Raw genomic sequence first — 26,812 nt, 5'->3', positions numbered from 1 at the left:
GGGCAAATATAAATAAAAATAATCGAAACGGCAAGAAAAGCAAATACTTTATAGGCTTATTTCACACCATTTATCAATGCTTTTGCCATCATTGTCGGTGCCACGTGCCCATACACGACATGCCAATGCCATCATGGCCAAGCCAACAAAAAGGCTCGATGCAATCTGCATCGAGCCAAAAGATACAAGAATTAAATCTTGTCAAACAATATAACAGTGTTTTATTACTTCAATTCAGAGAGATACTTGATAGTGCGAACCATTTGTGAAGTGTAAGAGTTCTCGTTGTCATACCAAGAAACTACCTGTACCTGATATGTGTCATCGTCTACCTTGCTCACCATGGTCTGGGTGGCGTCGAACAGTGAACCAAACTTCATTCCGATGATATCCGATGAAACGATGAGGTCCTCGTTGTAACCGAAAGACTCATTAGCAGCGGCTTTCATGGCGGCATTAACACCCTCTACAGTGATATCCTTGCCCTTAACCACAGCAATCAGGATGGTGGTGGAGCCTGTTGGCGTGGGAACACGCTGTGCGGAGCCGATTAGTTTGCCATTGAGCTCAGGAATTACCAAGCCGATAGCTTTGGCAGCACCAGTGGAGTTAGGTACGATATTGCAAGCACCAGCACGCGAACGACGCAGGTCTCCCTTGCGCTGTGGGCCATCAAGGATCATCTGATCGCCTGTATATGCGTGGATTGTAGACATGATACCCGACTGGATGGGAGCGAACTTGTTAAGCGCGTCGGCCATCGGAGCCAAGCAGTTGGTGGTGCAAGATGCAGCCGATACAACCGTATCGCCAGCTTTCAATGTCTTGTGGTTGGTATTGTAAACGATAGTGGGCAGGTCGTTACCAGCAGGAGCGGAAATCACAACCTTCTTGGCGCCAGCCTGAATGTGAGCGGAAGCCTTTGCCTTAGATGTATAAAAACCAGTGCACTCGAGCACTACATCCACGCCAAGCTCACCCCAAGGCAACTCGGCAGCGTTTGGTTTTGCATAAATAGTAATCTCTTTACCATCAACAGTGATAGAACCCGGAGTAACAACTGTTTTGCCATCCTCGCCAAGAACAGAGTCTTTGAAGTCTACTGTGTGCTTGCCTTCGCCATACTTGCCAGCGAAACCACCCTGTGCAGTGTCATACTTCAACAGATGAGCGAGCATCTTAGGACTTGTCAAGTCGTTGATTGCTACTACTTCATAACCATCAGATTCGAACATCTGGCGGAATGCAAGACGGCCAATACGACCGAAACCATTAATCGCTACTTTTGTCATTTTACTTACTTTTATTAATAAAGGTTTAAAAAAAATATATCCTGATACGTGAAATTATTTTCTCTCGTACGTTTGCAAAGTTACGAATTATTTTCTAAATTTGTATTCGATTAGAGTATTAAATATATTAAAATCATCTACTTGTCACCCTTAAGCTCCTAAAAAAATTTAATGTCTGCTTTGAGTGCAAACTCCATATGTCAAAAATACAAATTCTTCATTATTCACAAATACAACTATTATGGGATTTATTCAAGAATTCAAAGATTTTGCCATGAAAGGCAATGTCATGGACATGGCCGTCGGTGTGATCATCGGTGGGGCTTTTGGTAAAATTGTATCGTCACTTGTTGACGACATCCTCATGCCTCTCATTGGCATCTTCACAGGTGGAGTGGACTTCTCGTCTTTAGCCGCAACTGTGGGAAATGCCAAAGTAACATACGGCATGTTCGTCCAAAACGTTATTGATTTTCTTATCATTGCATTCTGCATCTTTGTAATGGTGAAAGCCATGAACAAGATTATCAAGAAGCGCGAAGAGACTCCAGCCCCAGCAGCTCCATCCGCGGAGGAGAAACTGCTCACCGAGATCAGAGACCTGCTCAAGCAGAAATAGTTGTTCTTGACACATCACAGGATAGCCGTGATGTGCTCTCACCAAATTTCACTGCGCCACAATCGCACCCGCCACAACGGCAGACGCGATTGTGGCGCTGGCTTTTTGCATCGCCATCACCAGCCCACCAAGCCAACCGCCAACCATCAGTCGTTCCGCCATCAGCTCACTGGGCTACTCGCGAATGTAATCTTTTGAAACCAAGTCATAATACAAGGCCTCAAGCTCAGCTATCGTCAACCGCTCCACACTATGCTCTATGACCCTGACAAGCTCTTCGCGGCGAGCGTTGTCGTCGCTTTCAAAACATGTAAAAACTTTATCCATCTGCCTATCTCGTTTTGTCATTATAACGCCTCAAGGTACCGGCATATTGCTTATGGCGTTTTTTATTCTCCACCCACCGCGCCCCCAACACCGCACCAAAGAGACCGAGCCATGGGCAAACCACCAATGCGCACAGGCGGCCAAAAAGCAGGCATGTAACAAATTCTTTAGCCAATTGTCACAATAATATAATATCAATAACTTGCCAATCGAAGTTTAATTTGTAATTTTGCAGTTGTTACAACACGTATTTCTTTTATCATTCTCACATGAAAAAAATTCTTACCCTATTCGTGGCAGGCCTCTTGGCCTTGCCGGGCATGGCCCAAGTGAGCCGCCCCAAACTTGTCGTGGGTCTCGTGGTAGACCAAATGCGTTGGGACTACCTGTATTATTTTTACGATCAATTCCAAGCTGGCGGACTGCGACGATTGGTGGACCAAGGCTACAGTTTTGAGAACACCATGATCAATTACGTGCCCACCGTCACGGCCATAGGCCATTCAAGCATTTACACGGGGTCGGTGCCAGCCTTGCATGGCATCGCCGGAAACGACTTTTACATAGACGGGCAGAAAACCTATTGCTGCTATGACGCCTCTGTCAAGGCTGTGGGCTCCAACGGAAAGGCGGGTCAAATGTCGCCGCACAACCTCTTAGCGTCTGGCATTGGCGATGTGCTCAAGACGCACACCGACTACAAAGCCAAGGTCATCGGTGTGGCTCTCAAAGACCGCGCGGCCATATTACCAGCCGGGCACGCCGCAGACGCGGCTTATTGGTGGGACGGAGAGGCAGGCCATTTCATTTCCTCCACTTATTATATGACACAATTGCCCGCGTGGGCAAACAAGCTCAACAATGAGGTAAAAACCAAACCCGGCTACGATATCAAGACATCAGTGGAGGGCATAACCGCTACTTTCCGCATGGCAGAGGCCGCATTGATAAACGAAGGCATGGGGCTGGACAGCATCACCGACCTTTTAGCCATCAGCGTGTCTTCCACCGACGCCATCGGCCATACGTATGGCACGCGCCATCAGCTCACCCGTGCCGCCTACATGGAGCTTGACAATCAATTGGCCAAGCTCTTCACTCTTCTGGACGAGCGCGTGGGACGAGGAAACTACCTGCTATTTCTCTCTGCCGACCATGGCGCGGCGCACAACCCCAACGAGATGAAAGCACACAAAATACCGGCCGGCGGACTTGAGTTCTGGGCTTGGAAAGCGGACGTGAACAAGGCCGTGGGCCTGCGATTGGGCATCGACGGCAATGTCATCATGGCCGAAAACGCGGGGCGCATCTATCTTGACCACAAGCTCATTGAGCGTTGCGGCAAATCGATAGACGACGTGAAACAGGCCGTCATCGATGAGATGGAGAAGCGCGACGAGATACTCTTTGTCGTGGATTACGACCGTGCGCTCACCACATCGGTGCCCCAACCCATCCGTGAGCGTATCGTCAACGGTTACAACAAGAAACGCAGCGGCGACCTTTTCTACATACCCAAGGCTGGATGGGAGAACGTGAGCAACAAGCCCGACTACGTGGGCACCACGCACGGGCAATGGAACCCTTACGACGCGCACATCCCATTCGTACTCTACGGATGGCACGTCAGTGCAGGGCAGACGCACGAGCCCACCTGCATGACCGACATTGCGCCCACCATCTGCGCTATGCTCCACATACAGATGCCCAACAGTTGCGTGGGCAACGCCAAGGAAGTGAAATAAAGGCATGGTCCTCCCCCGCTCCCAGCACACTACGGAGAGCCATACAAACCGCCCAGACGGTATGGACAGCAGGCGATTTAGGCATCCCTAAAAATTTTTTCACATACCATTTATGACATGCAAAAGCATCACCCTTGACACCATATAATGTCAAAAAAGGCGATGCTTTTTCGTGTCTAAAAAAAGGATGAAATAAAAATCGTCTGATTGTTATTTTATCAAAAAAGGCCATCCGCAAGTGCGCCAACACAGCATCTGTCGCTCATTTGAACACTGGCGGCGCGCGTTTAAGGCTTAATGGAGTCGCCTTTAGGCTCTTTTCGCATCGCGTTTAAGGCTCATTCATGACGCCTTTAGCACTCAATCGCGATGCCATTACGCCTTAATCGTGCCACATGAGCATCCACACGAAAGTGACAAAAATAAGCATTCGCATTCAAATAGCTGTCTTGCAAAGACTTATAAACATCGGTCATTTTTGCCGTATTTTGAACTAAAGGCTTTTTATTTTTAAATAAGCGAAGCATAGACACGTTGTTGTCAAAAAAAATACACAGTTTTTTTCTTTCGGAGACGCATCCTTTTGATAACAACAAGGGATTGCAAATGGTTGCGTAACAATAGGACAGCGGCGTGTCACCTCATCTTTTTCCTCCAGCTTATACCACTAAGCACGTCCTGTCAAGGTGACATTACGGTTGGCAGCAGGCCGCATGCAACAGCTCGTTCACGTTCAATTGCGTGAAATCGTCCACCACGCGGTCACTCAACGGTTGCACCACGTCACGGCCGTTGGTCGTTGTCAAGGCCACAGCGTACATCCCCGCAGCCCTAACGGCCTTCAATCCGTTCACGCTATCTTCAAAACCCACGCAGGCACTCGGTTCTGCACCGAACGTGGCGGCGGCGCGTAGATAGCAGTCGGGATGTGGCTTACTCCTTGCAAAATCCTCACTGGTGAGTATCCTGTCAAAGTGACGGGGCAGCTCGGGCAACTTCTTATACACGCTTTTCATTTTGGGAAGGTTGCTGCTTGTAACCACAGCCGTGCGTATGTCGAGATTTTTTAGTTGTGCCACGAAGGCCTCGAAGCCCGGTATGTAGCTAAAGGTCATGGTACGCTCAAAATCGTCAAGCGCATGCGTGATGGCTTCTCGCCGTTCGGGTTGGCCATAAAAGTAAGCGTCAAAAACCTGGTCGAGCGTCATGCCTTTTATCTTATGCTCCAATCCCGGGATTTCAGGGTGGTAACGTCTCATCTGTCCTCCCCAAAAGTTGGTGTACTGTCTTTCGGTGTCCAAGACTACGCCATCAAGGTCAAATAAAGCGGCTTTAATCATTATTATAAGTATTTGACCACAAAGTTACGCCAAAAAATCGTAACTTTGTGGCGATAATGGACAAATCGATTATTTTCAATCATTTCGCGTCGCTCACCGCCACGCAGCAGCGACAGTTTGAGGCGCTCGATGCTTTGTACCGTGACTGGAACGCCAAGATCAACGTCATCTCTCGCAAAGACATCGACAACCTGTACCTTCACCACGTGCTTCACTCACTGGCCATCGCCAAGCTCATTGGCTTCAAGCCCGGAACGCACGTGCTCGACATCGGCACGGGGGGCGGATTCCCGGGCATTCCCTTAGCCATTATGTTTCCCGACTGTTATTTTAGGCTTATTGATGGCGTCGGCAAAAAAATAAAAGTGGCCACGGAGGTGGCGTCGGCCATCGGCCTGACCAACGTGGAGGCCGTGCAGCGACGTGGCGAGGAGGAAAAAGACAAGTTCCACTTCGTGGTGTCGCGTGCCGTGATGCCCTTGCCCGACTTGGTGAAAATCGTACGCAAGAACATCTCCAAAGAACAGCTCAACGCTCTGCCCAACGGTCTCATCGCTCTCAAGGGTGGCGACCTCAAAGTTGAAACCAAGCCTTTTGGCAAGGCGGTATCGCTCACACCCATCAACGAGTGGTTTGCCGACGAGTGGTTCGCCGACAAGCAGTTGGTGTACCTGCCACTGTGACCGCACCGCTTTTAATGGTCTTACACTTATATATCAAGCTATGCTGAACATCAAAACATTCGTTTGCAACATGATACGTGAGAACTGCTACGTGGTAAGTGACGACACACGCGAAGCCGTCATCATAGATTGCGGAGCGTTATACGACGAGGACAAGGAGTCTATACGCCAATACATCGAGACAAACAAATTGCGCCCCGTACACCTGTTGGCCACTCATGGACACGTGGATCACAATTTCGGCAACAAGTTCGTGCAAGACACATGGGGGCTACGGGTGGAGCTTTCTGGCGCCGACGAGCTGCTCATCAAGTCACTACCAGCGCAGGCTATGGCCATTTGCGGCGTGCGAATGGGCGATGACGACGTAGCGCCCGTAGGTCGATACTTGCGGGCAGGAGAGGTTATCTCGTTTGGCAACCATAGCCTCGAGGTATTAGAGACACCCGGGCATACGCCCGGTGGCGTGTTCTTTTACTGTGAGGCAGAGCGCGTGGGCTTCTCAGGCGACACTCTTTTTTACCACAGCGTGGGTCGCTGCGACCTGCCGGGAAGCTCCATGTTTATGCTCATCCAGAGCTTGCGCATGCTCTCGCAACTGCCCGACGACACACGTGTATATCCCGGGCACGGCAAAACCACGACCATAGGTGAGGAGGTGGGGCACAATCCCTACATGGACCGATAGCCCAACGCGCAACCAGAGACTCTTACACAACATGACATCCATCAACAGGCATCCCACCGAGCGGGTCATTCTCGGCATAGACCCAGGCACCAACGTCATGGGCTATGGCGTGCTTCGCGTGACAGCAGGCAAGCCAGAGATGGTAGCTCTGGGGGTGATAGACATGCGAAAAACCAAGGATGTCTATCTCAAATTGGGCAAGATATTCGAGCGTGTCATCGGTGTCATAGACGAGTACCACCCCGACGAGATGGCCATCGAGGCTCCATTTTTCAGCAAAAACGTGCAGTCGCTTATCAAATTGGGGCGTGCGCAGGGCGTGGCAATAGCTGCCGCCATACACCGTGACATCTTCATACATGAGTATGCGCCACTGAAAATCAAGATGGCCATCACCGGCCAGGGGCAGGCATCCAAAGAACAGGTGGCGGCCATGCTACAAAGACTGTTACACATAGACAAGGAAGAGATGCCCACATTCATGGATGCCACAGATGCGTTGGGAGCGGCATACTGCCATTTCATGCAACTGACCACCCCTGACATGGACACACCGAGATACGGCAGCTGGGCTGACTACGCCAAGAGAAACCCTAAAAAAATAAAAAAATAGGAAACATTCATCTCACCAACTGCGTCTATGATATGAACGTGAGACGTATAGCCATGGCACGACTTCTTGAAAAAAAAAGTCATGGGCAAACGTCAAACACACCATAAAAAGACCAACCATAAAGATAAAATATCACACATGAAAAAAACATTGATGGCCTTGACCATGCTTCTTGTCATGATGGGCAATGCGCAAGCACAAGAAATTTACAAAGAGGTGAAACGCATGCAAAAGAGCTTTGCGACCGTAAAATACGACAAAGCCAAGTCTATGGACGAGCGCAGAGTGGCCTCATTTAAATGGGATGCCATAGAGTACATGCTCTTAAAGGCAAACGATGACAGCACTTTCACCGAGAAAAAATTGGGGGAGCAAACCATCGCCATGACCGATTTCGTGAACCTTTATTTCAAACGCTTGGCCGAAGCGAACACCAAGTCCAAACGAGAGATTGCTACTTCGCGTTTCAAGAATGCCAGCATTAACAACAGTTTGTTCAACGACATGGACAAAGATTTGGTGTTGGGATATTACAACAACGCCAAGTTTCCCACACCTTTCTCGCTCGATACCGATTGGGTAAATGCGTTAAAAGAGATTAGAAGCAAGAACTGGAACTAACGTTCCCCATAGCTTCTGTAAACAAAATCGTGTTTAATAGGCCTGACAAAAATTGTGAGTCGGGCCTATTAAACACGATTTATTTTATTGGTAAGGATGCCACGAGTTTTTGGTGTCTATCGCACCTCTTATTGGTGGGCATCCCGCAACAAATCGTTCACCGTCTTGACAGGATTGAACGTGGAAAGCGGAACTTCCACAAAAATGGTGTTCCAGTCGCTCATTGCGCCATTCCAAAGCCCCGGTAGCTCGAGGGCCTTAAGCTCTCGGCCATCCTTGCTCTTAGCACTGATAAAGCCGGTACGCTCGTCCACGTAGTGAGTAAGGTCGAAATGACGTCCTCGATAGTCTTTGATGGCGCATACCAAGTCTACCGGATTGAAGTGCGTGCCATCCTCAAACATCTTCACATACGACTCGTCCGACTTGTCTATTTGACTGCTCTCAAGTATTTGTGGACTGACGCTGCCATCGCGATTATAGGCTAAAAATGGACCGCCACCGGGCTCTCCAACGTTTCTCACCACACCACACACACGCATAGGACGGTTAAGTTTTTTTCTCAGCCAGTCCGCGAGCGCGGCATCATCGAACCGCGCGGCCTCGTCATAGAGGCAGCATAGGTCTCGCCGCACAAACTCATGGATCTCGCTCAACAGCTCATGGTTGGGCGTGTCACCATCCAATGCTCGCATGTAATCAAACGCTTGACGCTGCGTCTCCACCAAAATACCAGCGATGATTTGTTTCCATCGCACCGTCTCCGGCTTCAAACGGTCAGGCACAACGTTGTCGATATTCTTGATGAATACGATGTCGGCGTCCAAGTCATTGAGGTTCTCGATGAGGGCACCGTGGCCTCCTGGCCTGAAAAGCAGGCTCCCATCGTCATTCCTGAAAGGCGTGTTGTCGGGGTTGACCGCTATGGTATCGGTGCTCGGCTTCTGCTCGGAGAACGATATGTCATATTTTATTCCAAACTTCTTTTCATAGTTTCGCGCTTTCTCCTCCACCCTTTTCTCAAACAAGTCAAGGTGCTCATGCGACACGGTAAAGTGCACATGGGCTACCCCAGCCACAGCAGTGTAAAGCGCGGCCTCCACCAAATGCTCCTCCATAGGCGTGCGAGCACCGTCATCATAGGCATGGAAGAGCAGCAAGCCCTTGGGTAATTGTCCATAGTTCAAGCCATCGGCGCGCAATAGGCAGGCTACCACTGTCTTGTAATCGCCATCGCCAACAAGCTCGTCGACGGTTTTGCCATGCAGCGATTGGCACTTGTCATCGAGCGCTTGATAGAACGCAAAGTTCTTGATATCGGCGAAAAAGTGCTTCTCAAAATCGGTCGTAGGTTTGTCATAGCTTGCCGAAAGAAACGCGAACATATTCTTAAACATGCGGCTGGCGGCTCCCGAGGCTGGTACGAACTTGACCACTTGGTGCGCGCCATCTTTTTTATAATGATCCCATTCTTGCGTGGCGCGCGCTTGCGCAGCATCGTCAGGAACCATAATTCCATTGCCCACAGCAGCGGTGGCGGCCAAACGGAGGAATGGAAACCCGTGCCTTAATTGTTCCATCTGATGCTCCACTTGGCCCAAAGTCATGCCCCGGGTCTCTATTTGTTTTTTTTCTGCGTCTGTAAACATGGCGTGTTGAGTTTTTAGGTTTTACTTACTCAACAAAAATAGCCATTTATTCTGGAATGTGAAAGAAATAGAGATGAAAAAACAAAAAATAATTTTAGTCTCTGCGTTGCCTTACAAGAGCTGGATGATCAACGCCTCGCGCGACTTGCCCGGACAGATGGCGAAACGACCATCAACACGCTGTCCTACAAGCCACACGATATCGCCACGATCGTCTTGCACCACCAACTGGCGACGGCGAAGTAACAATGGCACTTTATGGTCAGTGAGAAAATCGCTCGCCAACTTGCTGTTTTTCATGCCCAATGGCACGAAACGGTCTCCCTTGCGCAAGGGCCTGACCACCAAAGGATATTTCACAAGAGAGGCATCAAGGTTGGCCACAGTGGCCGAAGGGTCAATCTGGAAGTTGGCGTCCACGTTTTTGAGCTCGAGTCGAAGCCTCATTGCAGTTTCCTCCGCACCATCGGCAAGTGCGGTCAAGGGTCCGACAGGATACCGATAAGTGCCTCGCTCGGGTATCACGAGATTGGGCAGGGGGCGCTCCCAAGCCTTCCGCTCCACCACAAAAAGGTAGTCTCGGTCCATGACAGCTACCCAATGATTTGACATCCACAACGCGCCGTCGCGCCGATGAGCGAGCATCTCCAACAGCTGAGCACGGTTAAAACCACGCCACTCCAATATCGTCCGTAGTGCGTAAATGGGAGATGGCAACTCGTCCAACGCCTTGAGGCGGTAGCCGCCGTTGTCAGAACGAATAGCGCTAATGGCCTGGCGCATGGCGTGCTCCACCACCTTGCCCGCCTCGCGCACATTCTCTGTCATTCGCGCCACGTTCTCTTTCACGGCCGGATTGATTTCCTCGAGCAGCGGCAGCACCTGCAAGCGCAGCTTGTTGCGCATGGCATCGGTCTCGAGATTGGTGCTATCCACGACAAACGCCTGCCCCAAATGGTCGAGATAGGTTTGCGCTTGCCGCCGAGACACGTCCAACATGGGGCGCAGCACACGTCCGTTACGTGGGCGCATGCCCTGCAAGCCCTGCAAGCCCGTACCCCTTACAAGGTTGAGCAACACCGTCTCAACTTGGTCGTCACGGTGGTGCGCCACGCAAATGCCATCCGCCCCGACAGCCTTGGCGAGCTGTTCAAAATAGCCATAGCGCAAGTCGCGCGCCGCCATCTCAATTGATATTTTGTGCAATTCGGCATAAGCTGCCGTGTCAAAATGCGCCTTGTGCAGCGTCACGCCCAATGCTTGGCAAAGCGACTCGCAAAAAATCTCATCACGATCGCTCTCTGCCCCTCGCAAACGAAAGTTGCAATGCACGGCCGCCACACGATAACCCAGCCCCACAAGCGCACGCAACAACGCCACGCTGTCGGCCCCGCCAGACAGTGCCACCAAGTAAAAGCCATCGCGACGCATGAGCCGATGACGCACTATGAAACGCTGGATAATATCTGGGAAAGTCATGCTATCGGCCTACTCCACGTAGAGTACCAATCCCTTAAGATACTCACCCTCAGGATGATAAATATTGATGGGATGATCCGCGGGTTGGTGTAACTGGTGCAATATGCGCACCTTGCGCCCCGTCTGCGCCGCCGCAGTGAACACGGCGGCACGAAATTGATCTTTGGTTACCACTTGCGAGCAACTGAACGTGAACAGGATGCCACCGCGCTTGATGCGCTCCAAGCCTTTCACATTAAGCCGGGTGTAGCCCTTGAGAGCGTTGCGCAGCGCGCCACGATGCTTCGCAAAAGCCGGCGGGTCAAGCACTATGAGGTCGTATTTGTCGTCATTGGCATCCATAAACTTGAACGCGTCGTCACAAAAAGCCTCGTGACGGGCGTCGCCGGGGAAGTTCAACGCCACATTCTGATTGGTCAGGTCGATGGCCTTGGCACTGCTGTCCACCGAGTGCACCAACTTGGCCCCGCCACGCATGGCATAAGCCGAGAAGCCACCCGTGTAACAAAACATGTTGAGCACAGACTTATCCTTTGCGTAACGCTCAAGCAATGCCCTGTTCTCCCGTTGGTCAATGAAGAAGCCTGTCTTCTGCCCACGCCGCCAATCAATGAGAAATTTCAGGCCGTTCTCCACCGCCACGTTGTCACTTGTCTGGCCAAAGATAAAGCCATTCTCCTCTCCAAGGTCGGCCTTGAAAGGAAGCGTGCCCTCGCTTTTGTAATACACGCTGCTAATCCTGTCGCCCATCACCTGCGTCAACGCCTCACAAATATGCTCGCGACACATGTGCATACCCACGCTGTGGGCTTGCATCACGGCCGTATGGCCATAGCAATCTATGATCAGCCCGGGCAGGTTGTCGCCCTCGCCATGCACCAACCGGTAGGTGTCGCCACGCTGGTTGTCGGCCAGGCCGATGCCACGACGCATGTCGAGCGCGGCTTGCAGGCGCGACACCCAAAACGCATGGTCGATAGATACATCTCTAAAAGACAACACACGCACGGCGATGGTGCCCACCTGATAGTGCCCCACGGCGACAAAATCGCCATCGGCAGTGATCACGCGCACCACGTCGCCCTCTTGAATATCGGTGTCGGCGTGGTGGATGGCACCACTGAAAATCCATGGGTGAAAACGTAGCAACGACTCTTGTTTACCACGCTTCAAGTATATATTTTTATAGTTCTCCGTCATGATTTCTTTGTTTGTTTTGGTTCTTTGGGTTTAGATTTGCGCGTGGCGGTGGTGGCACGCGTGGCGCAAGACTTGCGTGTGGTCTTAGCGCTCGCCCCATTAGGTTTGTCGTCCGGGGTGGCAGACGGCGCGCATACGGGTTCGGTCTCAGGCTCTTCCACTTTTACAAGGTCGTAATCGCCCGTCCGTTTCAACCGGTCTATCTCCTCATATAGATTGATACAACTCCACGCATCTATGGCCGCATACTGCTTTTGCTTGTCGCTCAAGAATGGAGCCTCCCAATTGGAAAGGCGCTGACGCTTGGAGATTTTCAAATGAAAAAAATTGGCATACAGCTTTTGCAAACTTAGGTCGTGCACGCCAAGCGACGGCACAATGTCTTGAAGATCGACAAAAAACCCCGGGACAAACTGTTCCCGCGCCTCGAGCCCCCGGATGTCGTCGTGCCACGAAAGCCCTATTTTCCTTACAGAGGTATCCTCCAACAGCCGTTTTATGGCTGGCGTTATGCCTGTGAGATGCAGCCTGAACAAGAAGCACGTGTCGCGATTGGCTACCTGCAACAAGCACACTTGGTGCTGCTCTCCACGGCGAAACGAGGGTTTGGTCTCGGTGTCTACGCCCAAAATGTCGCTCGACAAAAGGTAATCCACAGCCTTCTCGGCCTCGCGAGCGGTGATAATGGAGATTATTCGCCCCGGGAATTGAACCAATGGCAAATCGGTTATACCCTTTTTATCAAACTTGCTATATATCTTTTTTCTCATCGTATCTGTTTACAATATGCAAAATTATAAAAAAATGACTGATTAAATCGTTATTTCTCCAGAATATTTCAAGCCTCATCGTGTGCCAAGCGGCCTTGCTAAGACGATACGTCAAATATGCGAGGCTACACGAGACAGGTGTGTGGGCATGGCGCGACACTTGCCATCAGTCCTATCTTTCGGGGTGGTTACAGGGCGAAAAAATACTGAATATATTTTACAATCACATCTCAAAACCGTATTTTCTCATTCAAAAACGCATCGTAGGTCATAAAATTGCCCAAAAACGACATATTTTGCAACAAGCTGATAATCATACGTTTATAGATCATGCGCATTAAATCATAGTTTCACGCATGCTTTGCTACGTCGCGATTAATGCTTAATGGCCACTCGAATAATGCCTAAACGCAGTGGCTTCGGTGTCTAATCATATCACGAATAGCACTTGCACGCAGCGTGAATAAAGCCTAATGACAAAAACAAGGAATGCGCACCACGGTCTAACAACACCAAAATGAAGATAAAAAAGGTGTTTTTTGGATAGATCATTGCGCATTTGAGAGATTAATTTTTGTCATTTATCTTAACAATATCTAAAAACCTATCAACGTTGTGAGGTGTCTACACGTACTTTGTAGTGACACAACTTGCGACAATCTTAAAGCGGCTTGCAAGCCCAAAGACGAAACAACTTTTAAATCAGCCACTTATAATGATATAAAAAATAAATAGAAAAAATGGGAAACTTAGCCATCTTTTGTTTTGAAATTCGGCCAAAAAACACTAATTTTGCACAAAGAATAAGAACAGCGACACAATGGCAAATAAAAGACCTAAGCGTAAGCAGAAAAGCTTTAGCGAAGCAATAGGCATCCGACATATATTTGGCAACGAAACCACCGACTTCTTTTTTGGACTCGTCTTGTTCGCCCTTGCCATCGTCATGGCAATCGCGATGGGATCATTTCTTACCACTGGCGAGGCCGACCAAAGCATCTTGGAAAACATGCGCCCCGGCGAATGGCTCAACCAAGACAGGCAGTTTACCAATTATTGCGGCTCCATCGGGGCCATCGTCTCCTATTTTCTCATCAGCGTCAATTTTGGACTCCCCGCGTTTCTCATACCGGCTTTCATCATGTTAGTGGCGCTCAAGCTCATGCACGCCTACAGCGTGAACCTCTGGAAATGGTTTCTCGGCATGGCATTGGTCATGGTGTGGGCATCTGTCACATTGGCCAAATTTCTCACACCCATCATGGGCAACCTGTCGTTCAACCCCGGAGGTAACCACGGATTGCTCTGCGTGCGCACCATGGAGAATATCATCGGGCCGCCGGGACTTACGGCCACACTGCTCATCGTGGCCTTGGCGTTTCTCACTTATCTCAGCACCGAGACCATAGAAATAGTGCGAAAAACGCTCAACCCGGTGAAATATATCACCGACAAAGTGAAATTCACCGTCACAAACCACACCACCAAGGAGACCGACCCAAATGTCACAGATAGCCAGGACGGAGACCTGACCGTGGAAACACCCTCTGAAGAGGAGATAGACGCGACCGTGGTGGATCTCACCGACATGTCGCAAGGACAACCGTCCCAACCATCGCACACAGCCACAGAGCCTATCACGCCCACCGTTCAGATTAGCGAAGACGACACGGATAAGCTCACCGTGGACGATGTGAAGCAAGAAGACAAAGCGTTGGGGAAATCGCTTGGCGAGACCATAGACCTCAACACGCCCATCAACCCATGGGAGCCGTTCACCAGATACAAGTTTCCAAGTTGTGACTTGCTTAAGAAGTACAACAACAAGCCGGTGATCGACATGGACGAAATCAAGGCCAACAACGCCCGCATCGTAGAGGTGCTGAACAGCTTTAGCGTAAAAATAAGCAAGATAAACGCCACCGTGGGCCCCACGGTCACGCTCTATGAGATAACGCCAGCGGAGGGAGTGCGCATCGCCAAGATACGTGGTTTGGAAGACGATATCGCCTTGAGCTTGGCCGCGCTGGGCATCCGCATCATAGCCCCCATACCCGGAAAGGGCACCATCGGCATTGAGGTGCCCAACAAGAACCCACAAATCGTGTCCATAGAGAGCGTGCTGAACACCAAGAAATTCCAGACCACGAAGATGATTTTGCCCATGGCTTTGGGGAAAACCATTACCAACGAGGTGTACATGGTGGACTTGGTGAAGATACCACACCTGCTGGTTGCCGGCGCCACCGGACAAGGAAAGTCTGTGGGGCTGAACGCCATCATATCGTCGCTACTCTACAAAAAACACCCCAACGAGTTGAAATTCGTGCTCGTGGACCCCAAAAAGGTGGAATTTAGCATATACAACAAGATAGCCCCCCACTATATGGCCGCCCTGCCAGAAAACGAGGATGAACCTATCATCACAGACGTGCAACGTGTGGTGCGCACCCTCAACTCGCTGTGCAAGCTGATGGACCACCGCTACGACCTGCTGAAAAAGGCACAAGTGAAAAAGATAGACGAGTACAACGACAAGTTCATTCACCACCGCCTCAAGCTCACGGACGGGCACGACTACATGCCTTACATCGTGGTGTTGATAGATGAGTTTGGCGACCTTATCATGACGGCGGGCAAGGAAATAGAGCTTCCGATACAGCGCATAGCGCAGTTGGCGCGCGCCGTGGGCATACACATGATTATCGCAACGCAGCGCCCTACCACCAAGATTATTACCGGAAATATCAAGGCTAACTTCCCCGGGCGCATGGCCTTCAGGGTGACTTCGCAAATCGACTCGCGCACCATCCTCGACACTACCGGCGCAGACCAGCTCATCGGGCGGGGCGACATGCTCTTCCTTGCGGGTGGCGAGCCAGTGCGATTGCAATGCGCTTTTATTGACACGCCTGAGATAGAGGAGATCTGTAGCTACATAGCCGACCAGCCCGGACCCGTGGACCCAATGGAGCTTCCGGAGCCAGATGACAACAACGGGGCCATTGGAGGCAACGCGGGCGCTACCGACTCGAAGAGCCTCGACCCCTACTTCGATGAGGCGGCACATGCCATCGTCATAACGCAGCAAGGGTCTACCAGTATGATTCAACGTAGATTCTCTATCGGCTATAACCGCGCGGGCCGACTGATGGACCAGCTGGAGGCTGCCGGCATCGTGGGAGCCGCGCAAGGGTCAAAACCTCGAGAGGTGCTCATCACCGACGAGAACTCGCTCAACTCCCTATTGATACAAATACATAGCAACTGAAAGGGTTAAACGATATTAACGTGCGCAACAATCGTACAATGGGGCACGTTTATACCAACGTAACCCTAACAATAAACGAAAAAATGAAAAAATACATCTTATGCGTCATCATGTTGGTGATGACAGTAGCAGCAACAGCGCAAAACACCGCCTTGGCGAAAAAAATACTGGACAAGACAGCAGCCATTGTAGGCAACAAAGGAGGGGCCACGGCCAACTTTAAGATAGCGAGTGCAAAAATGGGAGGAGCGAGCGGACGTATCTCTATCAAGGGCAACAAGTTTTACGCTACCACGGGCAACGCCACCGTTTGGTTTAACGGCAAGACACAATGGAGCTATCTCAAGTCGACCAACGAGGTGAACGTGAGCACACCCACCGAGGCGCAACGCATGCGCATGAACCCCTATACTTTCATCACGATGTACAAAAAAGGCTACGCGTTAGGCGTGACCAGCAAAGGAGCCAACTATCAGGTGCGCATGAGAGCCCAAAACAAGCAACGCTCCGTGCAGGAAATTTACCTCACCATCAACCGCAAATCGTACACACCCAGTGTCATCAAAATGCGCGAAGGAGGCAATTGGACCACTATTTACATCTCTAATTTCCAAACCAAGGCCCTGCCTAACAGCCTCTTCTCGTTCAACTCGAAAGACTATCCCAAAGCTGAGGTCATTGACTTGAGATAACCACTCGGTCTCGTCCCTCTAACCGATATCGCCATGACATCCAGCCTATCATTCTTTCAACTCCTAAAAATTCTGCGACAACACCGCAAGTTAGCAGCTCGACGCGACCCCCTATACGAATCCAGCAAAATAGCCAAATGGTTTGTTGGCTTCAGTTTCGCAATCTCATTGCTATACCTCATTTTCATAGCTGTGCTACTTGCGTTAGCCGCAATAGATACCAATAGGTTCACCGCGTCAGAGTTTATCATGAGCGTGATGCCATTCATATTGGTTTGCGACTTTTGGTTTAGGGCTCTCGCACAGCAAACGCCAGCCCAAATTGTCAAGCCTTACCTGCTAACGCCACTGCCCAAAACCATTTATATTGACAGTTTTATTATCACATCGCTATTCAATTGGGGCAATATCACATGGCTCACTCTGCTCATACCCTATTGCTTGATGGCCGTGGTGTTCAGCTATGGCGTGTTGACGGCTCTCTCAATACTTCTTTTGTATACCATCATCATATTAGCAAACAGCCAGTGGTATGCTATCATCCGTACATTATCCAATCGCAACATACTGTGGTGGATGGTGCCGGTGACCGTGATCGTAGCCATCATCATGCCGTGGCTACTTAAAGATTTCGAGCACTTCATTATCTTCTACGCCGCCATCGGCAATGGACTCGAATCAGGCAACCTGCTGCCTCACTGTGTAGCCTTGATCATGTTAGCCTCGCTCATAGCCATAAACAGACGGGTGCAAAACGCTTGTGTAATGCAAGAGATAGGCAAAAAAACCGACGACAAACCCAACAAGGTAATCAAATTCACCATGCTTGACCGTTTGGGCGAGTTGGGTGAGTATCTCAAGTTGGAAGTGAAGTTACTGTTGCGCAACAAGAATCCACGCAACGGTTTCCTCTCCGCCACGGCCATTATCATAGCCATCAGCGCCATAATGACACTCACGGAAATATACGATAGCGACACGATGACCAACTTTTGGTGCGTGTACAACTTTGCTATATACGCCACCACATTGCTCATAAGAGTGATGCTATTCGAGGGAAATTATATAGACGTGTTGATGGTACACCGTGAAAACATTCTCAAGCTATTAGAATCAAAATACTATTTCTACTCATTGCTACTCATTTTGCCATTTGTTTTGATGCTCCCTATGGTTTTTGTAGGCAAATGGGACATACTGATGCTTGTATCGTATGGCATTTTTACGGCTGGTTTTCAGTATTTCATATTCATGCAGTCGGCCATATACAACAACCATCGCATGCCACTTAACGAGAAAATAACCACTAAAGGCGGAGCGCAAACCAATTATTTGCTTTTGGCCGGGACAATTATCGGGCTATTTTCGCCACTTATATGTATCATGGCATTAGAGACATTTCTTGAAGAAAACACGGCATGGTTTGTGATGATAGCCATTGGCTTAGGCTTTATTGCCACCCATAAGCTATGGCTGCGCAGCATCTACAACCGACTGATGAAACGGCGTTACAAAAACATGGAGGCTTTCCACACTTAGTGTTGGCCAACTTGCGCATGGGCCATCAATCCATTGATGTGCCATGAAAAAATACGCATAAGATGACGGCTGGAATGTGATGGGGCGCAATTAATTTTTTAAAACTTGAATTTTCAATTACAAACGCATTAAAACGTGAACTGAAAATTGAAAACCGTGAACTGTAAAAATCATTTCTTGCCACCGTCATCGACCGCAGTTTCATTTTTTTTTCTAATGCCCAACAGAGACCTCCAACTGTCAAAATCCTTCTTCAAGATGATTCCCACGCCCTGCGTATTGAGCGAGTTGCGCACGAAATAACGATCGTTGGATTGATTGTACACGTGGATGCTGAGATTTCCATTAGGGAAGATGAGGTACCTAAGATCAAAGTCACCTATAAAAGACGTGGTGGTGTTTTTATTGTCACGATAGCCAAACTCCCCGTTGAATATGAGCCTATTGTTCAGCATTCTACCACTAAGCAAACCTTCGTACTCGGCGTTATTCCATCCCTCGTCGCCCGTGGAGATGTTCGCGCCAAAATTCCAGTTATTGTTTTTCACCACAGAGTTTAGCACTGTGTTTATCTGTTGGCTTATCTGTCCGCTAATAATGCTCTGCATGGCCAACGTGGTTTGGCTGTCTGGTGCGTCAGAAGCAGCCGCATTGTTGCTGGGTTGCGAGTAGAAACGCCCCACGGCAAGCAAATAAAGCACCTGCTGGTTCATCTCCTCCTCACTATTGATAAGGCTGTATATCATCTGCTTGGCATCGGTTCCCACGGTGGGTAAGTCCAAGTCAAACTCCACCTTGGGCGCCTCGGGGGTACCTGTGATATTCATGATGCAGTTCACGCGAATATTGTTACCCGAGAAACTGCGCCCTATCTGCAGGTCAGAAAGACTTACGGAGTTGAGCGTGTATTGCGCCTTGAGGTTCAGCGCAGCCCTGCCCGGGTCGCCTCCAAAAACAATGGAGCCACCATGCGCAAACTTGAAGTCGCGCTTGATGATATTTTGGATGGTGAGTTTGTACACGCCCTCGTCTATGACATAGTTGCCAAAAATGTTCACCGCCCCCTTGTTGTAATAGTCGGCACGTAACGCTCCCTCCCCCACGAGATTGACACAATCGCCCGTTTTACGGTCCATGACCACTTTGAGCGTAGCGGCAGGCGTGGCGTTGATAATAAAATTGACATGAATATCAGTCGGGGCGTCTTCCTCATTAGCCAGATCTCCCATCTGCCCAATGCTGTCCATTCTCGCGAGCAACGTGTTGAGCACGGGAGCCGTGGCAGCCACCGAGTCGCGCGACGACCATTTTATAAACTCTTGCGAACTGATTGCTTCGGGCGAAGAGGCATCATACACCACCGTCGTGCCCCGGTTGGGCGTGACGTTCACATCCACGTCGAGCAACCCCGACTTACCCCTGATATCCACGTTGCCCGTGCCATATACCGTGCCGTAAAACGTATTGCCGTGGCTTGGCCCCCAATCGTAAGCCAAGAGATTACTTAATTTCGCGCGCAAATTGTACCTCAGGTTGGTGATGTGATCATGGTACAGGCTGCCAGCGAGCACCCCTTTGTTGCCATGCCGGTCGTAAATGGTGTCGCCGGGGAACTGCATCTCGTTGATGAGGCAGCGCACCTCCGCGTCGCGCAGCGTATAAACCGTGTTGAGCGGCTCTATGCCCACCTGCCCATTGGCCACGAGGTTGCCCGTGAGATTAAGCTCTCCAAGGTCGCCCCACAGCCTTACGCCACCGTTGAGAGAAAGGTTTGTGCGGTTCATAAAAGAGGCACAGAACGACTCCACAAACTCACCCCGCATGTTATCGGCTCGTATATCGAGGTCGATATAGTTGCGCTTGGGCGACACATAGCCCTTGACAAAGGTGTATCTGTATCGCGATGGCGCCACCAACGCGTTCGCCGTGTCCACAGCCACGGCATCAATGTCTATGCGCTCGCGATCCTCATTCCACGCCACGTCGGCATGAAGCGTGCCCAACGCCCCTCGCTCAAAACTGAAATCGGCAATCTCAAGTTTGCCGTCCACACGCGGTTTGTCAAACAATCGCGACAACAAAGCCTTGCCCGTGGCTCGCCCACCAAACTCCACGGGATGGAAATCGAGCAAATCCATCAAGTAGCTCACGTTCACGTCGTGCATGTCCACGACGAGCGAATCTTTAGAATCCTTGGACGCACAGCCATTGACAACGATGCGCTGGCCATTTCCCTCCAAGGCAAACCGACGCACATCGAGGCGGTTCTTGCCGTAGATCACCTGAGAGGGGCGCACCTCAAACACACTGTCGCCAATGCTAAACGTTGACGGCTTTATGTCCATCCGCGCCTCGGCAAGCCCATAGCCGTCGCGACCAAAGCTCACAAGGGTGTTGAGCCGTCCGCGCAGGCGGTTTTGATGAGCATGATTGTCCACATGGATCACCGACGCCAACCGGTCGTCCACGGCCGAAGCCTCCAGACGATACTCCGTGCCCGTGCCGTCGTCGCCTATCCTCACAGCGCTAATGTCGGCATTGAGATAGTTGTGGGGGGAGGTCACGATAGCCGAGAGGTCACGGTATCGGATGCCGTCATAAACCAATCGTGGAGCGAAAGCTCGTAGCTCAAGATTGTTGTCGGCGTTGGTCATCGCGGCCGTGAGCCGCAGTGGCTCCACGAGCGTTACCGGCACATCAAAAAAATGGCGCAGCCAGTCGGCGCGACGCACGACGGCGCGCAAAGCGAAATCGTTGGCATGCGTCTTCTTGTATTTGATATTCGTGAGTTGCTGTATGTTGGGCAACTTAGCGGCGATGGCGTTTTTAACGCTTTGGATGAGCGTGGCGTAGTCGAAACGCCCCGTCACCTCCGCTTCCGCAAAGTCGCTCTCGAGAGTCAGGTAGTGCCCTCGGTGATCGTTGCCAGCTTGCAATTTCAGCGAGTCGAGCGTGTACTGCTCGCTCGCGGACGACTGGCTAAAATGGGTTAAGCTCAGAGTTCCCTTGGCCGTGTTCAGGTCATTGCCCGTAAACGAGGCCACGACGTTGCCGCTGTAAGCAGCGTTTCCAAACACGCTCTCCCATAAGTGGAGAGCCGCCGGGTGAATATGTTTGACATCAGCCGTAAGGTGCGCCGACATGTTGCGACTGCTGGCGCTGAGCGAGCCATTGAGATCAGCCACGAGGTTAGGGTCGTTCACGTGGAGCGTGCCGTTGAGCAAGCCATTGTCATAGCTGCCATCCATGCGCGCGTCACAGTAAGAATAGTCGTTGTAGTCTATCTGCTTGACAGTGCCGTTGGCTTTGTAGTACTTGCGCTTTACATTGCCTGCCACGTGGATGTTTGCCGCCAGGATGCCAAACCGGTAGTCGTCGAGTATTTGGCGAAGGTTGATGCCCCGTGTGTCCAAGTGTCCCGCAAAGTCGTTGCCACGCAACGACACGTCCAAATTGGCGTTTCCCACGCCCGAGAGCAATGTCCCTTTGACGCTCGCGAACTGCCCGTGGGCACGGGCTTGCCCACGAAACTGTATGTTGTTCATGCGGGCGATGGGCGCGGGGACGCTTCCGCCCAAGAGGCGCAAACCCCTCTCGCTGATCGTCAAGTTCTCGATATCAGCCCACCATCGAGGCGTGCCATCAAGCTCGCTGACAGTGCCATCCATAGACAGACGGATGTCGGCAGGGGCCCCTGTCTGTCGCCGCATGCCCTTTTGCGGCACGGACACGACCATGTCTCGAACCCTGAGGGCAGTGGCCGAGCCCGCAAATTGAGTGCGCAGAGCCACCGAGAGATTGCGCTTGCCTACCTTGGGCCACAAGGCCGCTATATCGGGAAGAGCCACGACAGACTCGCATACACTACCGGAGAAGCGCAGCGACGGCAACGAGGGCATACCATCCTTAAACGCATAACGAGCCTCAACGTCGGCCAATGACAATTTAGACGAGGGCAACTCTAAGCAGAGCGAGCGCATGGTAGCGTGCCGCTTGTTACCCACAAGTTTGAAAGCGAGCGAGCGAATGTCCAAGCCCGAAGCCTCGGTGAGCGACAACCGCTTGACATTGAGGTTCAGCGAGTCGGATCGCAGAGCGTTGAGCACGATGTGCGAGCTAAGGTTCTGGACGTTCAGGTGATAGGGGTCGAGAAATGGACGCCGGGGTTTGTCGAGCCGATTATAGCAAATTTCGCCCCGTCTGATGATCAAACTTTTGAGCGACACGTCAAGAGGGCGGTGAGCGGTGGTGTCTTTCGAGGCAAGCGAGTCTAACGCAAACTGGTAGTTGGGCTTGGCCGTGGCCGTGGCTTGGTAGAAATTCGCCTTAAGCCCAAAGAGCTGTACCGAATTGAAATACAACTGTCCGCGAACCAAAGCCATTACATCAGGCTTGGCAGAAGCGCGTGCCACGCGAAGCATGGACAGCCCCTTTTGGTCGCGAATATCCACGTCATCCACAATAACTCGATTGAAAAAACCAAGGCTGACCCGTCCCACGCTCACTTTGGTACACAACTTGTGTGAGAGTGCGGAGGCCACCCGGGCACCCATGTACGATTGCACGATCGGTATGTTCACCATGATCGACACTGCCACGTACATTGCCACCAAGCTCCACAGCAGGATATTAATATAATGTCTGAGCGTTTTCAATCAGTTTACAAAATTAAAAAAAAAGGACTCATAACGGAAATTAAACCAAAATTTTTATCACATTTAGGTTATTTTTGAGTAAATTTGCATCAACGAATAAGCAAAAACATTCCAAGGTTGGTCGTGCGGACATTTTGCCATGACTTTTCCCAAGTATGCCCCACCACAGCCATAACTTTTGCCATCAGGCCCTAATCGGGATGCGATTAATGCCTAATCGGAGCATGATTAATGCCTAATCGCAACGCGGCTCGAAAAGCTATGAACATGGAAAAGAAAATGGAGGTGGGATGACCGAGACGCCAAGATTGGAGATGGGATGCGAAATAATATTACCAATTTACAATTATGAATTTTCTATGGCAAATGTAATTAAGTTGCGCAAGGGTTTGGATATAAACCTGAAAGGCAGGGCCAAGGAAAAGAAACTGCCGTCGCGAAGCTCCGCGACGTATGGCTTGGTGCCAGAAAGCTTTGTTGGCATTACCCCTAAGGTGATTGTCAAGGTGGGCGACCACGTGCTCGTTGGCGACCCTCTGTTCGTAAACAAGGCATGCCCAGAAGTGAGATTTTCGTCTCCCGTGAGTGGAACGGTTACCGAGGTGCTTAGAGGTGAGCGCCGCAAGGTGATGTGCGTGAAGGTGAAAGCTGACGAGACGCAGCAAAACCGGATTTTCGAGCGCTTGGACATAAACGCCTCCAACGGCGACAAGGTGAAAGCGGCCCTGCTTGAGGCAGGCCTGTTCGGGTACATCAACCAGTTGCCTTACGCTATCTCCACCACGCCAAACACCACGCCAAGTGGCATCTTCGTGTCGGCGCTGAGAGACATGCCGCTGGCTGGCAGCTTCGAGTTTGAGCTTCAAGGCAACGAGGAGGCTTTCCAGGCAGGCATTACCGCCTTGTCAAAAATAGCCCCCGTACACCTTGGCATAGGTGCCAAACAAGACGCGCGAGCGCTCGTGGAAGTGAAAAATGCAAAGGTACACATCTTTGACGGGCCATGTCCGGCTGGCAACGTGGGCGTACAAATAAACCACATTGCGCCCATGAGCCATAACGAGACGGTATGGACGGTAGACCCATCGGCCGTGATATTCTTCGGCAGGCTGTTCCTCACGGGCAAAGTGGACTTGCGCCGCACCGTGGCAGTGGCTGGCAGCCGCGTGAAAGACCCTGCCTACGTGGATGCACTTGTGGGTACGCAGATAGGCGATATTCTCCGCGACAACATGGAGAGCGAGGCGCACACACGCATCATAGACGGCAACCCGCTGACGGGCCGAGTATCTTCGGCGGATGGCTTCTTGGGGGCGCACACCTCTGAAGTGACAGTCATACCGGAGGGCGACGACAAGGATGAGCTTTTGGGATGGATCATGCCGCGCCCCAACGAGTTTTCCATGTCGCGTAGTTATCTCACTTGGTTACAGGGCAAAAAACACGAATACGACCTCGACGCGCGCGTCAAGGGCGGCAAACGGCACATTATCATGAGTGGCGAATACGACAAGGTGCTGCCCATGGACATATACGCCGAGTACCTGATAAAGGCCATCATCGTCGGAGACATAGACAAGCAAGAGCAGTTGGGCATATACGAGGTAAGCCCTGAAGACTTTGCCGTGGCCGAGTTTGTGGACTCCTCTAAGCAGCCGTTGCAGCAAATAGTGCGGCAGGGGTTGGACATTCTTCGCAAGGAAAACGCATAGGCAGTTACTCGTTGTAAAGCATAAAACATAAAATCGTAAATATGAGTGCATTAAAAAAATATTTAGAAAGCGTCAAACCACATTTTGAGGAGGGTGGCAAGCTCCACGCCTTCCAAAGTGTGTTTGATGGATTCGAAACGTTCCTGTTTGTCCCGAACACCACTTCGAGGACGGGCGTGAGCATACACGACGCCGTAGACTCCAAGCGCATTATGAGTTTGGTGGTCATCGCCTTGATACCGGCACTGCTCTTTGGCATGTACAACGTGGGCTACCAGAACGCATTGGCCGCCAACAAATTGGCCGAGACAAGTTTCTGGGCCATGTTTGGCTATGGCTTCTTGGCCGTGCTGCCCAAGCTCTTGGTGAGCTACATCGTGGGACTGGGTATCGAGTTTGCTTGGGCTCAGTGGAAACACGAGGAGATACAGGAGGGATATTTGGTGACAGGGATACTTATTCCGCTCATCATCCCCATTAACACGCCGCTGTGGATGATTGTCATCGCCATCGCTTTCTGCGTGATATTCGTCAAAGAGATATTCGGCGGCACGGGCATGAACCTTTTCAACGTGGCCATCGCCGTGCGCATGTTTCTCTTCTTCTCCTACCCCACGTGCATGACCGGTGAGACGGTGTGGGTGGCGCAAAACAGTATCTTGGGCTTGGGCTATGACCTTCCTGACGCCTTCACGGCCGCAACGCCGTTGGGACAGATAGCGTTAGGCACAGCTCCCACGGCCACGATAGCCGACATGGTGTACGGTTTCATTCCCGGCTCTATCGGCGAAACATCGGTCATCGCCATCGCATTAGGCGCCGTAATACTGCTCTGGACGGGCGTGGCCAGCTGGAAAACAATGCTGAGCGTGTTTGTGGGCGGCATAGTCATGGGCTTGCTGTTCAACCAGACAGGAGCCTCGGGCACACCGTGGTATGAGCATCTGGTAATGGGAGGTTTCTGCTTTGGCGCCGTGTTTATGGCCACAGACCCCGTCACGTCGGCTCGCACGGAGACCGGCAAATACATTTACGGCTTCTTCATCGGTGCGATGGCTATCATTGTGCGGGTGATGAACATGGGCTATCCAGAAGGAATGATGCTCGCTATCTTCTTCGGTAACATGATAGCGCCATTAATAGACTACTGCGTGGTGAGCACCAACATTTCCAAGCGAGCTAAGCGCGCCATTATAAAAAAGGAGGGCAAGGAATGAAAACGAACACAAACTCATACACGATTATTTACTCGGCAATATTGGTCATCGTCGTGGCTTTCTTGTTGGCATTTGTCTTTCAGATACTGAAACCCATGCAAGATGTCAACGTGGCGCTCGACCAGCAGAGGCAAATACTATACTCGCTGAACATACGCGGTCTCGATGACAAAGCCGCCGCCGCCAAATACAAGGAGGTGGTAATGGCCGACCGCGTGATTGACGAGAATGGAAAAATTCTTGAACAGGGCACGCAAGGCGGCACGCAAGCAGGCTTCAAACTAAACTCCGCAGATTACAAGGCGGGCCGGTTGGCTCTCTATGTGTGCAAGGTGAACGGCGAGACAAAATACGTGTTGCCTGTATACGGCATGGGATTGTGGGGCCCAATCAACGCTTTTGTGGCCCTGAACGATGACAAAAACACCGTCTATGGCGCCTATTTCAACCATGACAGCGAGACAGCTGGGCTTGGCGCCGAAATCAAGGACAACCTGCAATGGCAACAACAATTCCAAGGCAAAAAAATATTCAAGCCCCAAACAAATGAAATTGGGCTTGCCGCGGTGAAAAAAATAGACGATCCAGCCTCGCAGGTGGATGCCGTCACGGGAGCCACGCTAACGTCCAACGGCGTGAACGACATGTTCAAGGAAGGATTTGGAAAATACATGAAATTCTTAAAAGAAAAATAAAAGGC

General features: G+C 50.9%; 21 protein-coding genes. 13 read left to right on the top strand and 8 right to left on the bottom strand.

Features of this window, described 5'->3' with window-relative positions:
- Window positions 1-224: 224 nt before the first annotated feature.
- Window positions 225-1,292, bottom strand: coding sequence for a type I glyceraldehyde-3-phosphate dehydrogenase (gene gap / locus C7379_RS07655; RefSeq protein WP_116616768.1), 1,068 nt, complete (start codon window positions 1,290-1,292; stop codon window positions 225-227).
- A gap of 241 nt (window positions 1,293-1,533) precedes the next feature.
- Here gap and mscL point away from each other — a divergent pair, with 241 nt between their 5' ends.
- Together mscL and C7379_RS12600 are read left to right on the top strand one after the other, a co-directional pair.
- Window positions 1,534-1,911, top strand: coding sequence for a large-conductance mechanosensitive channel protein MscL (gene mscL, locus C7379_RS07650; protein ID WP_116616767.1), 378 nt, complete (start codon window positions 1,534-1,536; stop codon window positions 1,909-1,911).
- A 6-nt stretch (window positions 1,912-1,917) separates the two neighbouring features.
- Window positions 1,918-2,109 carry a hypothetical protein gene (locus tag C7379_RS12600; RefSeq protein WP_133241882.1) on the top strand — a complete coding sequence of 64 codons (192 nt, stop codon included), beginning with the start codon at window positions 1,918-1,920 and terminating at the stop codon, window positions 2,107-2,109.
- Here C7379_RS12600 and C7379_RS12740 read toward each other — a convergent pair.
- Window positions 2,086-2,238, bottom strand: coding sequence for a hypothetical protein (locus C7379_RS12740; protein WP_165815046.1), 153 nt, complete (start codon window positions 2,236-2,238; stop codon window positions 2,086-2,088). The genes C7379_RS12600 and C7379_RS12740 overlap by 24 nt on opposite strands.
- 269 nt (window positions 2,239-2,507) lie before the next feature.
- On the opposite strand from C7379_RS12740, the gene C7379_RS07645 reads away from it, so the two are divergent.
- Window positions 2,508-3,983 (top strand): alkaline phosphatase family protein, encoded by a 1,476-nt coding sequence (locus C7379_RS07645; RefSeq protein ID WP_116616766.1) that lies wholly within the window; start codon window positions 2,508-2,510, stop codon window positions 3,981-3,983.
- Between the two features lie 692 nt (window positions 3,984-4,675).
- On the opposite strand, the gene C7379_RS07640 is transcribed toward C7379_RS07645, so the two are convergent.
- Window positions 4,676-5,323, bottom strand: a complete 648-nt coding sequence (locus tag C7379_RS07640; protein WP_116616765.1) for an HAD family hydrolase — start codon at window positions 5,321-5,323, stop codon at window positions 4,676-4,678.
- 56 nt (window positions 5,324-5,379) lie between these two features.
- Here C7379_RS07640 and rsmG point away from each other — a divergent pair, with 56 nt between their 5' ends.
- The 4 genes from rsmG to C7379_RS07620 all read left to right on the top strand — a co-directional run bounded on the left by rsmG (window position 5,380) and on the right by C7379_RS07620 (window position 7,928).
- The gene (rsmG, locus tag C7379_RS07635; RefSeq protein WP_116616764.1) at window positions 5,380-6,006 is read left to right on the top strand and encodes a 16S rRNA (guanine(527)-N(7))-methyltransferase RsmG; all 627 of its coding nucleotides are present in this window, start codon (window positions 5,380-5,382) and stop codon (window positions 6,004-6,006) included.
- A gap of 40 nt (window positions 6,007-6,046) precedes the next feature.
- Window positions 6,047-6,694: an MBL fold metallo-hydrolase gene (locus C7379_RS07630; protein WP_116616763.1), complete on the top strand. Its 648-nt coding sequence runs from the start codon at window positions 6,047-6,049 to the stop codon at window positions 6,692-6,694.
- Between the two features lie 31 nt (window positions 6,695-6,725).
- Window positions 6,726-7,307, top strand: coding sequence for a crossover junction endodeoxyribonuclease RuvC (gene ruvC, locus C7379_RS07625; protein ID WP_116616762.1), 582 nt, complete (start codon window positions 6,726-6,728; stop codon window positions 7,305-7,307).
- Window positions 7,308-7,445: 138 nt separating this feature from the next.
- Window positions 7,446-7,928, top strand: a complete 483-nt coding sequence (locus tag C7379_RS07620; RefSeq protein WP_116616791.1) for a hypothetical protein — start codon at window positions 7,446-7,448, stop codon at window positions 7,926-7,928.
- Window positions 7,929-8,056: 128 nt separating this feature from the next.
- On the opposite strand, the gene C7379_RS07615 is transcribed toward C7379_RS07620, so the two are convergent.
- The 4 genes from C7379_RS07615 to C7379_RS07600 form a co-directional block, all read right to left on the bottom strand.
- A complete protein-coding gene (locus tag C7379_RS07615; protein ID WP_116616761.1) occupies window positions 8,057-9,577 on the bottom strand; it encodes a DUF4301 family protein in 1,521 nt (506 codons plus the stop codon).
- Between the two features lie 111 nt (window positions 9,578-9,688).
- Window positions 9,689-11,056: a tRNA lysidine(34) synthetase TilS gene (tilS, locus tag C7379_RS07610; RefSeq protein WP_116616760.1), complete on the bottom strand. Its 1,368-nt coding sequence runs from the start codon at window positions 11,054-11,056 to the stop codon at window positions 9,689-9,691.
- Window positions 11,057-11,065: 9 nt separating this feature from the next.
- The gene (locus tag C7379_RS07605) at window positions 11,066-12,256 is read right to left on the bottom strand and encodes a class I SAM-dependent rRNA methyltransferase (protein WP_116616759.1); all 1,191 of its coding nucleotides are present in this window, start codon (window positions 12,254-12,256) and stop codon (window positions 11,066-11,068) included.
- The gene (locus C7379_RS07600) at window positions 12,253-13,026 is read right to left on the bottom strand and encodes a 3'-5' exonuclease (protein WP_116616758.1); all 774 of its coding nucleotides are present in this window, start codon (window positions 13,024-13,026) and stop codon (window positions 12,253-12,255) included. Before C7379_RS07600 ends, C7379_RS07605 begins: the two co-directional genes overlap by 4 nt.
- A gap of 820 nt (window positions 13,027-13,846) precedes the next feature.
- Here C7379_RS07600 and C7379_RS07595 point away from each other — a divergent pair.
- The 3 genes from C7379_RS07595 to C7379_RS07585 all read left to right on the top strand — a co-directional run bounded on the left by C7379_RS07595 (window position 13,847) and on the right by C7379_RS07585 (window position 18,528).
- Window positions 13,847-16,297 carry an FtsK/SpoIIIE family DNA translocase gene (locus C7379_RS07595; RefSeq protein WP_116616757.1) on the top strand — a complete coding sequence of 817 codons (2,451 nt, stop codon included), beginning with the start codon at window positions 13,847-13,849 and terminating at the stop codon, window positions 16,295-16,297.
- Between the two features lie 83 nt (window positions 16,298-16,380).
- Window positions 16,381-16,989, top strand: coding sequence for an outer membrane lipoprotein periplasmic chaperone LolA1 (gene lolA1, locus C7379_RS07590; protein WP_116616756.1), 609 nt, complete (start codon window positions 16,381-16,383; stop codon window positions 16,987-16,989).
- Between the two features lie 33 nt (window positions 16,990-17,022).
- The gene (locus tag C7379_RS07585; protein ID WP_116616755.1) at window positions 17,023-18,528 is read left to right on the top strand and encodes a DUF5687 family protein; all 1,506 of its coding nucleotides are present in this window, start codon (window positions 17,023-17,025) and stop codon (window positions 18,526-18,528) included.
- 170 nt (window positions 18,529-18,698) lie between these two features.
- On the opposite strand, the gene C7379_RS07580 is transcribed toward C7379_RS07585, so the two are convergent.
- A complete protein-coding gene (locus tag C7379_RS07580; protein WP_243406751.1) occupies window positions 18,699-23,183 on the bottom strand; it encodes a translocation/assembly module TamB domain-containing protein in 4,485 nt (1,494 codons plus the stop codon).
- 359 nt (window positions 23,184-23,542) lie between these two features.
- On the opposite strand from C7379_RS07580, the gene C7379_RS07575 reads away from it, so the two are divergent.
- From C7379_RS07575 to nqrC, 3 genes are read left to right on the top strand one after another with little or no spacing between them, the layout of a single operon-like run.
- Window positions 23,543-24,895 carry a Na(+)-translocating NADH-quinone reductase subunit A gene (locus C7379_RS07575; protein ID WP_116616754.1) on the top strand — a complete coding sequence of 451 codons (1,353 nt, stop codon included), beginning with the start codon at window positions 23,543-23,545 and terminating at the stop codon, window positions 24,893-24,895.
- 41 nt (window positions 24,896-24,936) lie between these two features.
- On the top strand, window positions 24,937-26,112 hold the full coding sequence (locus C7379_RS07570; RefSeq protein ID WP_116616753.1) for an NADH:ubiquinone reductase (Na(+)-transporting) subunit B: 1,176 nt from the start codon (window positions 24,937-24,939) through the stop codon (window positions 26,110-26,112).
- Window positions 26,109-26,807, top strand: a complete 699-nt coding sequence (gene nqrC, locus C7379_RS07565; protein WP_116616752.1) for an NADH:ubiquinone reductase (Na(+)-transporting) subunit C — start codon at window positions 26,109-26,111, stop codon at window positions 26,805-26,807. Before C7379_RS07570 ends, nqrC begins: the two co-directional genes overlap by 4 nt.
- The last annotated feature ends 5 nt before the right edge of the window (window positions 26,808-26,812 follow it).

The sequence above is a fragment of the Hallella colorans genome (assembly GCF_003096815.1).
In the GTDB taxonomy this organism is placed as follows: domain Bacteria; phylum Bacteroidota; class Bacteroidia; order Bacteroidales; family Bacteroidaceae; genus Prevotella; species Prevotella colorans.
The sequence above is the reverse complement of the archived record's forward strand: the minus strand, read 5'-3'. Positions and strand labels throughout refer to the sequence as shown.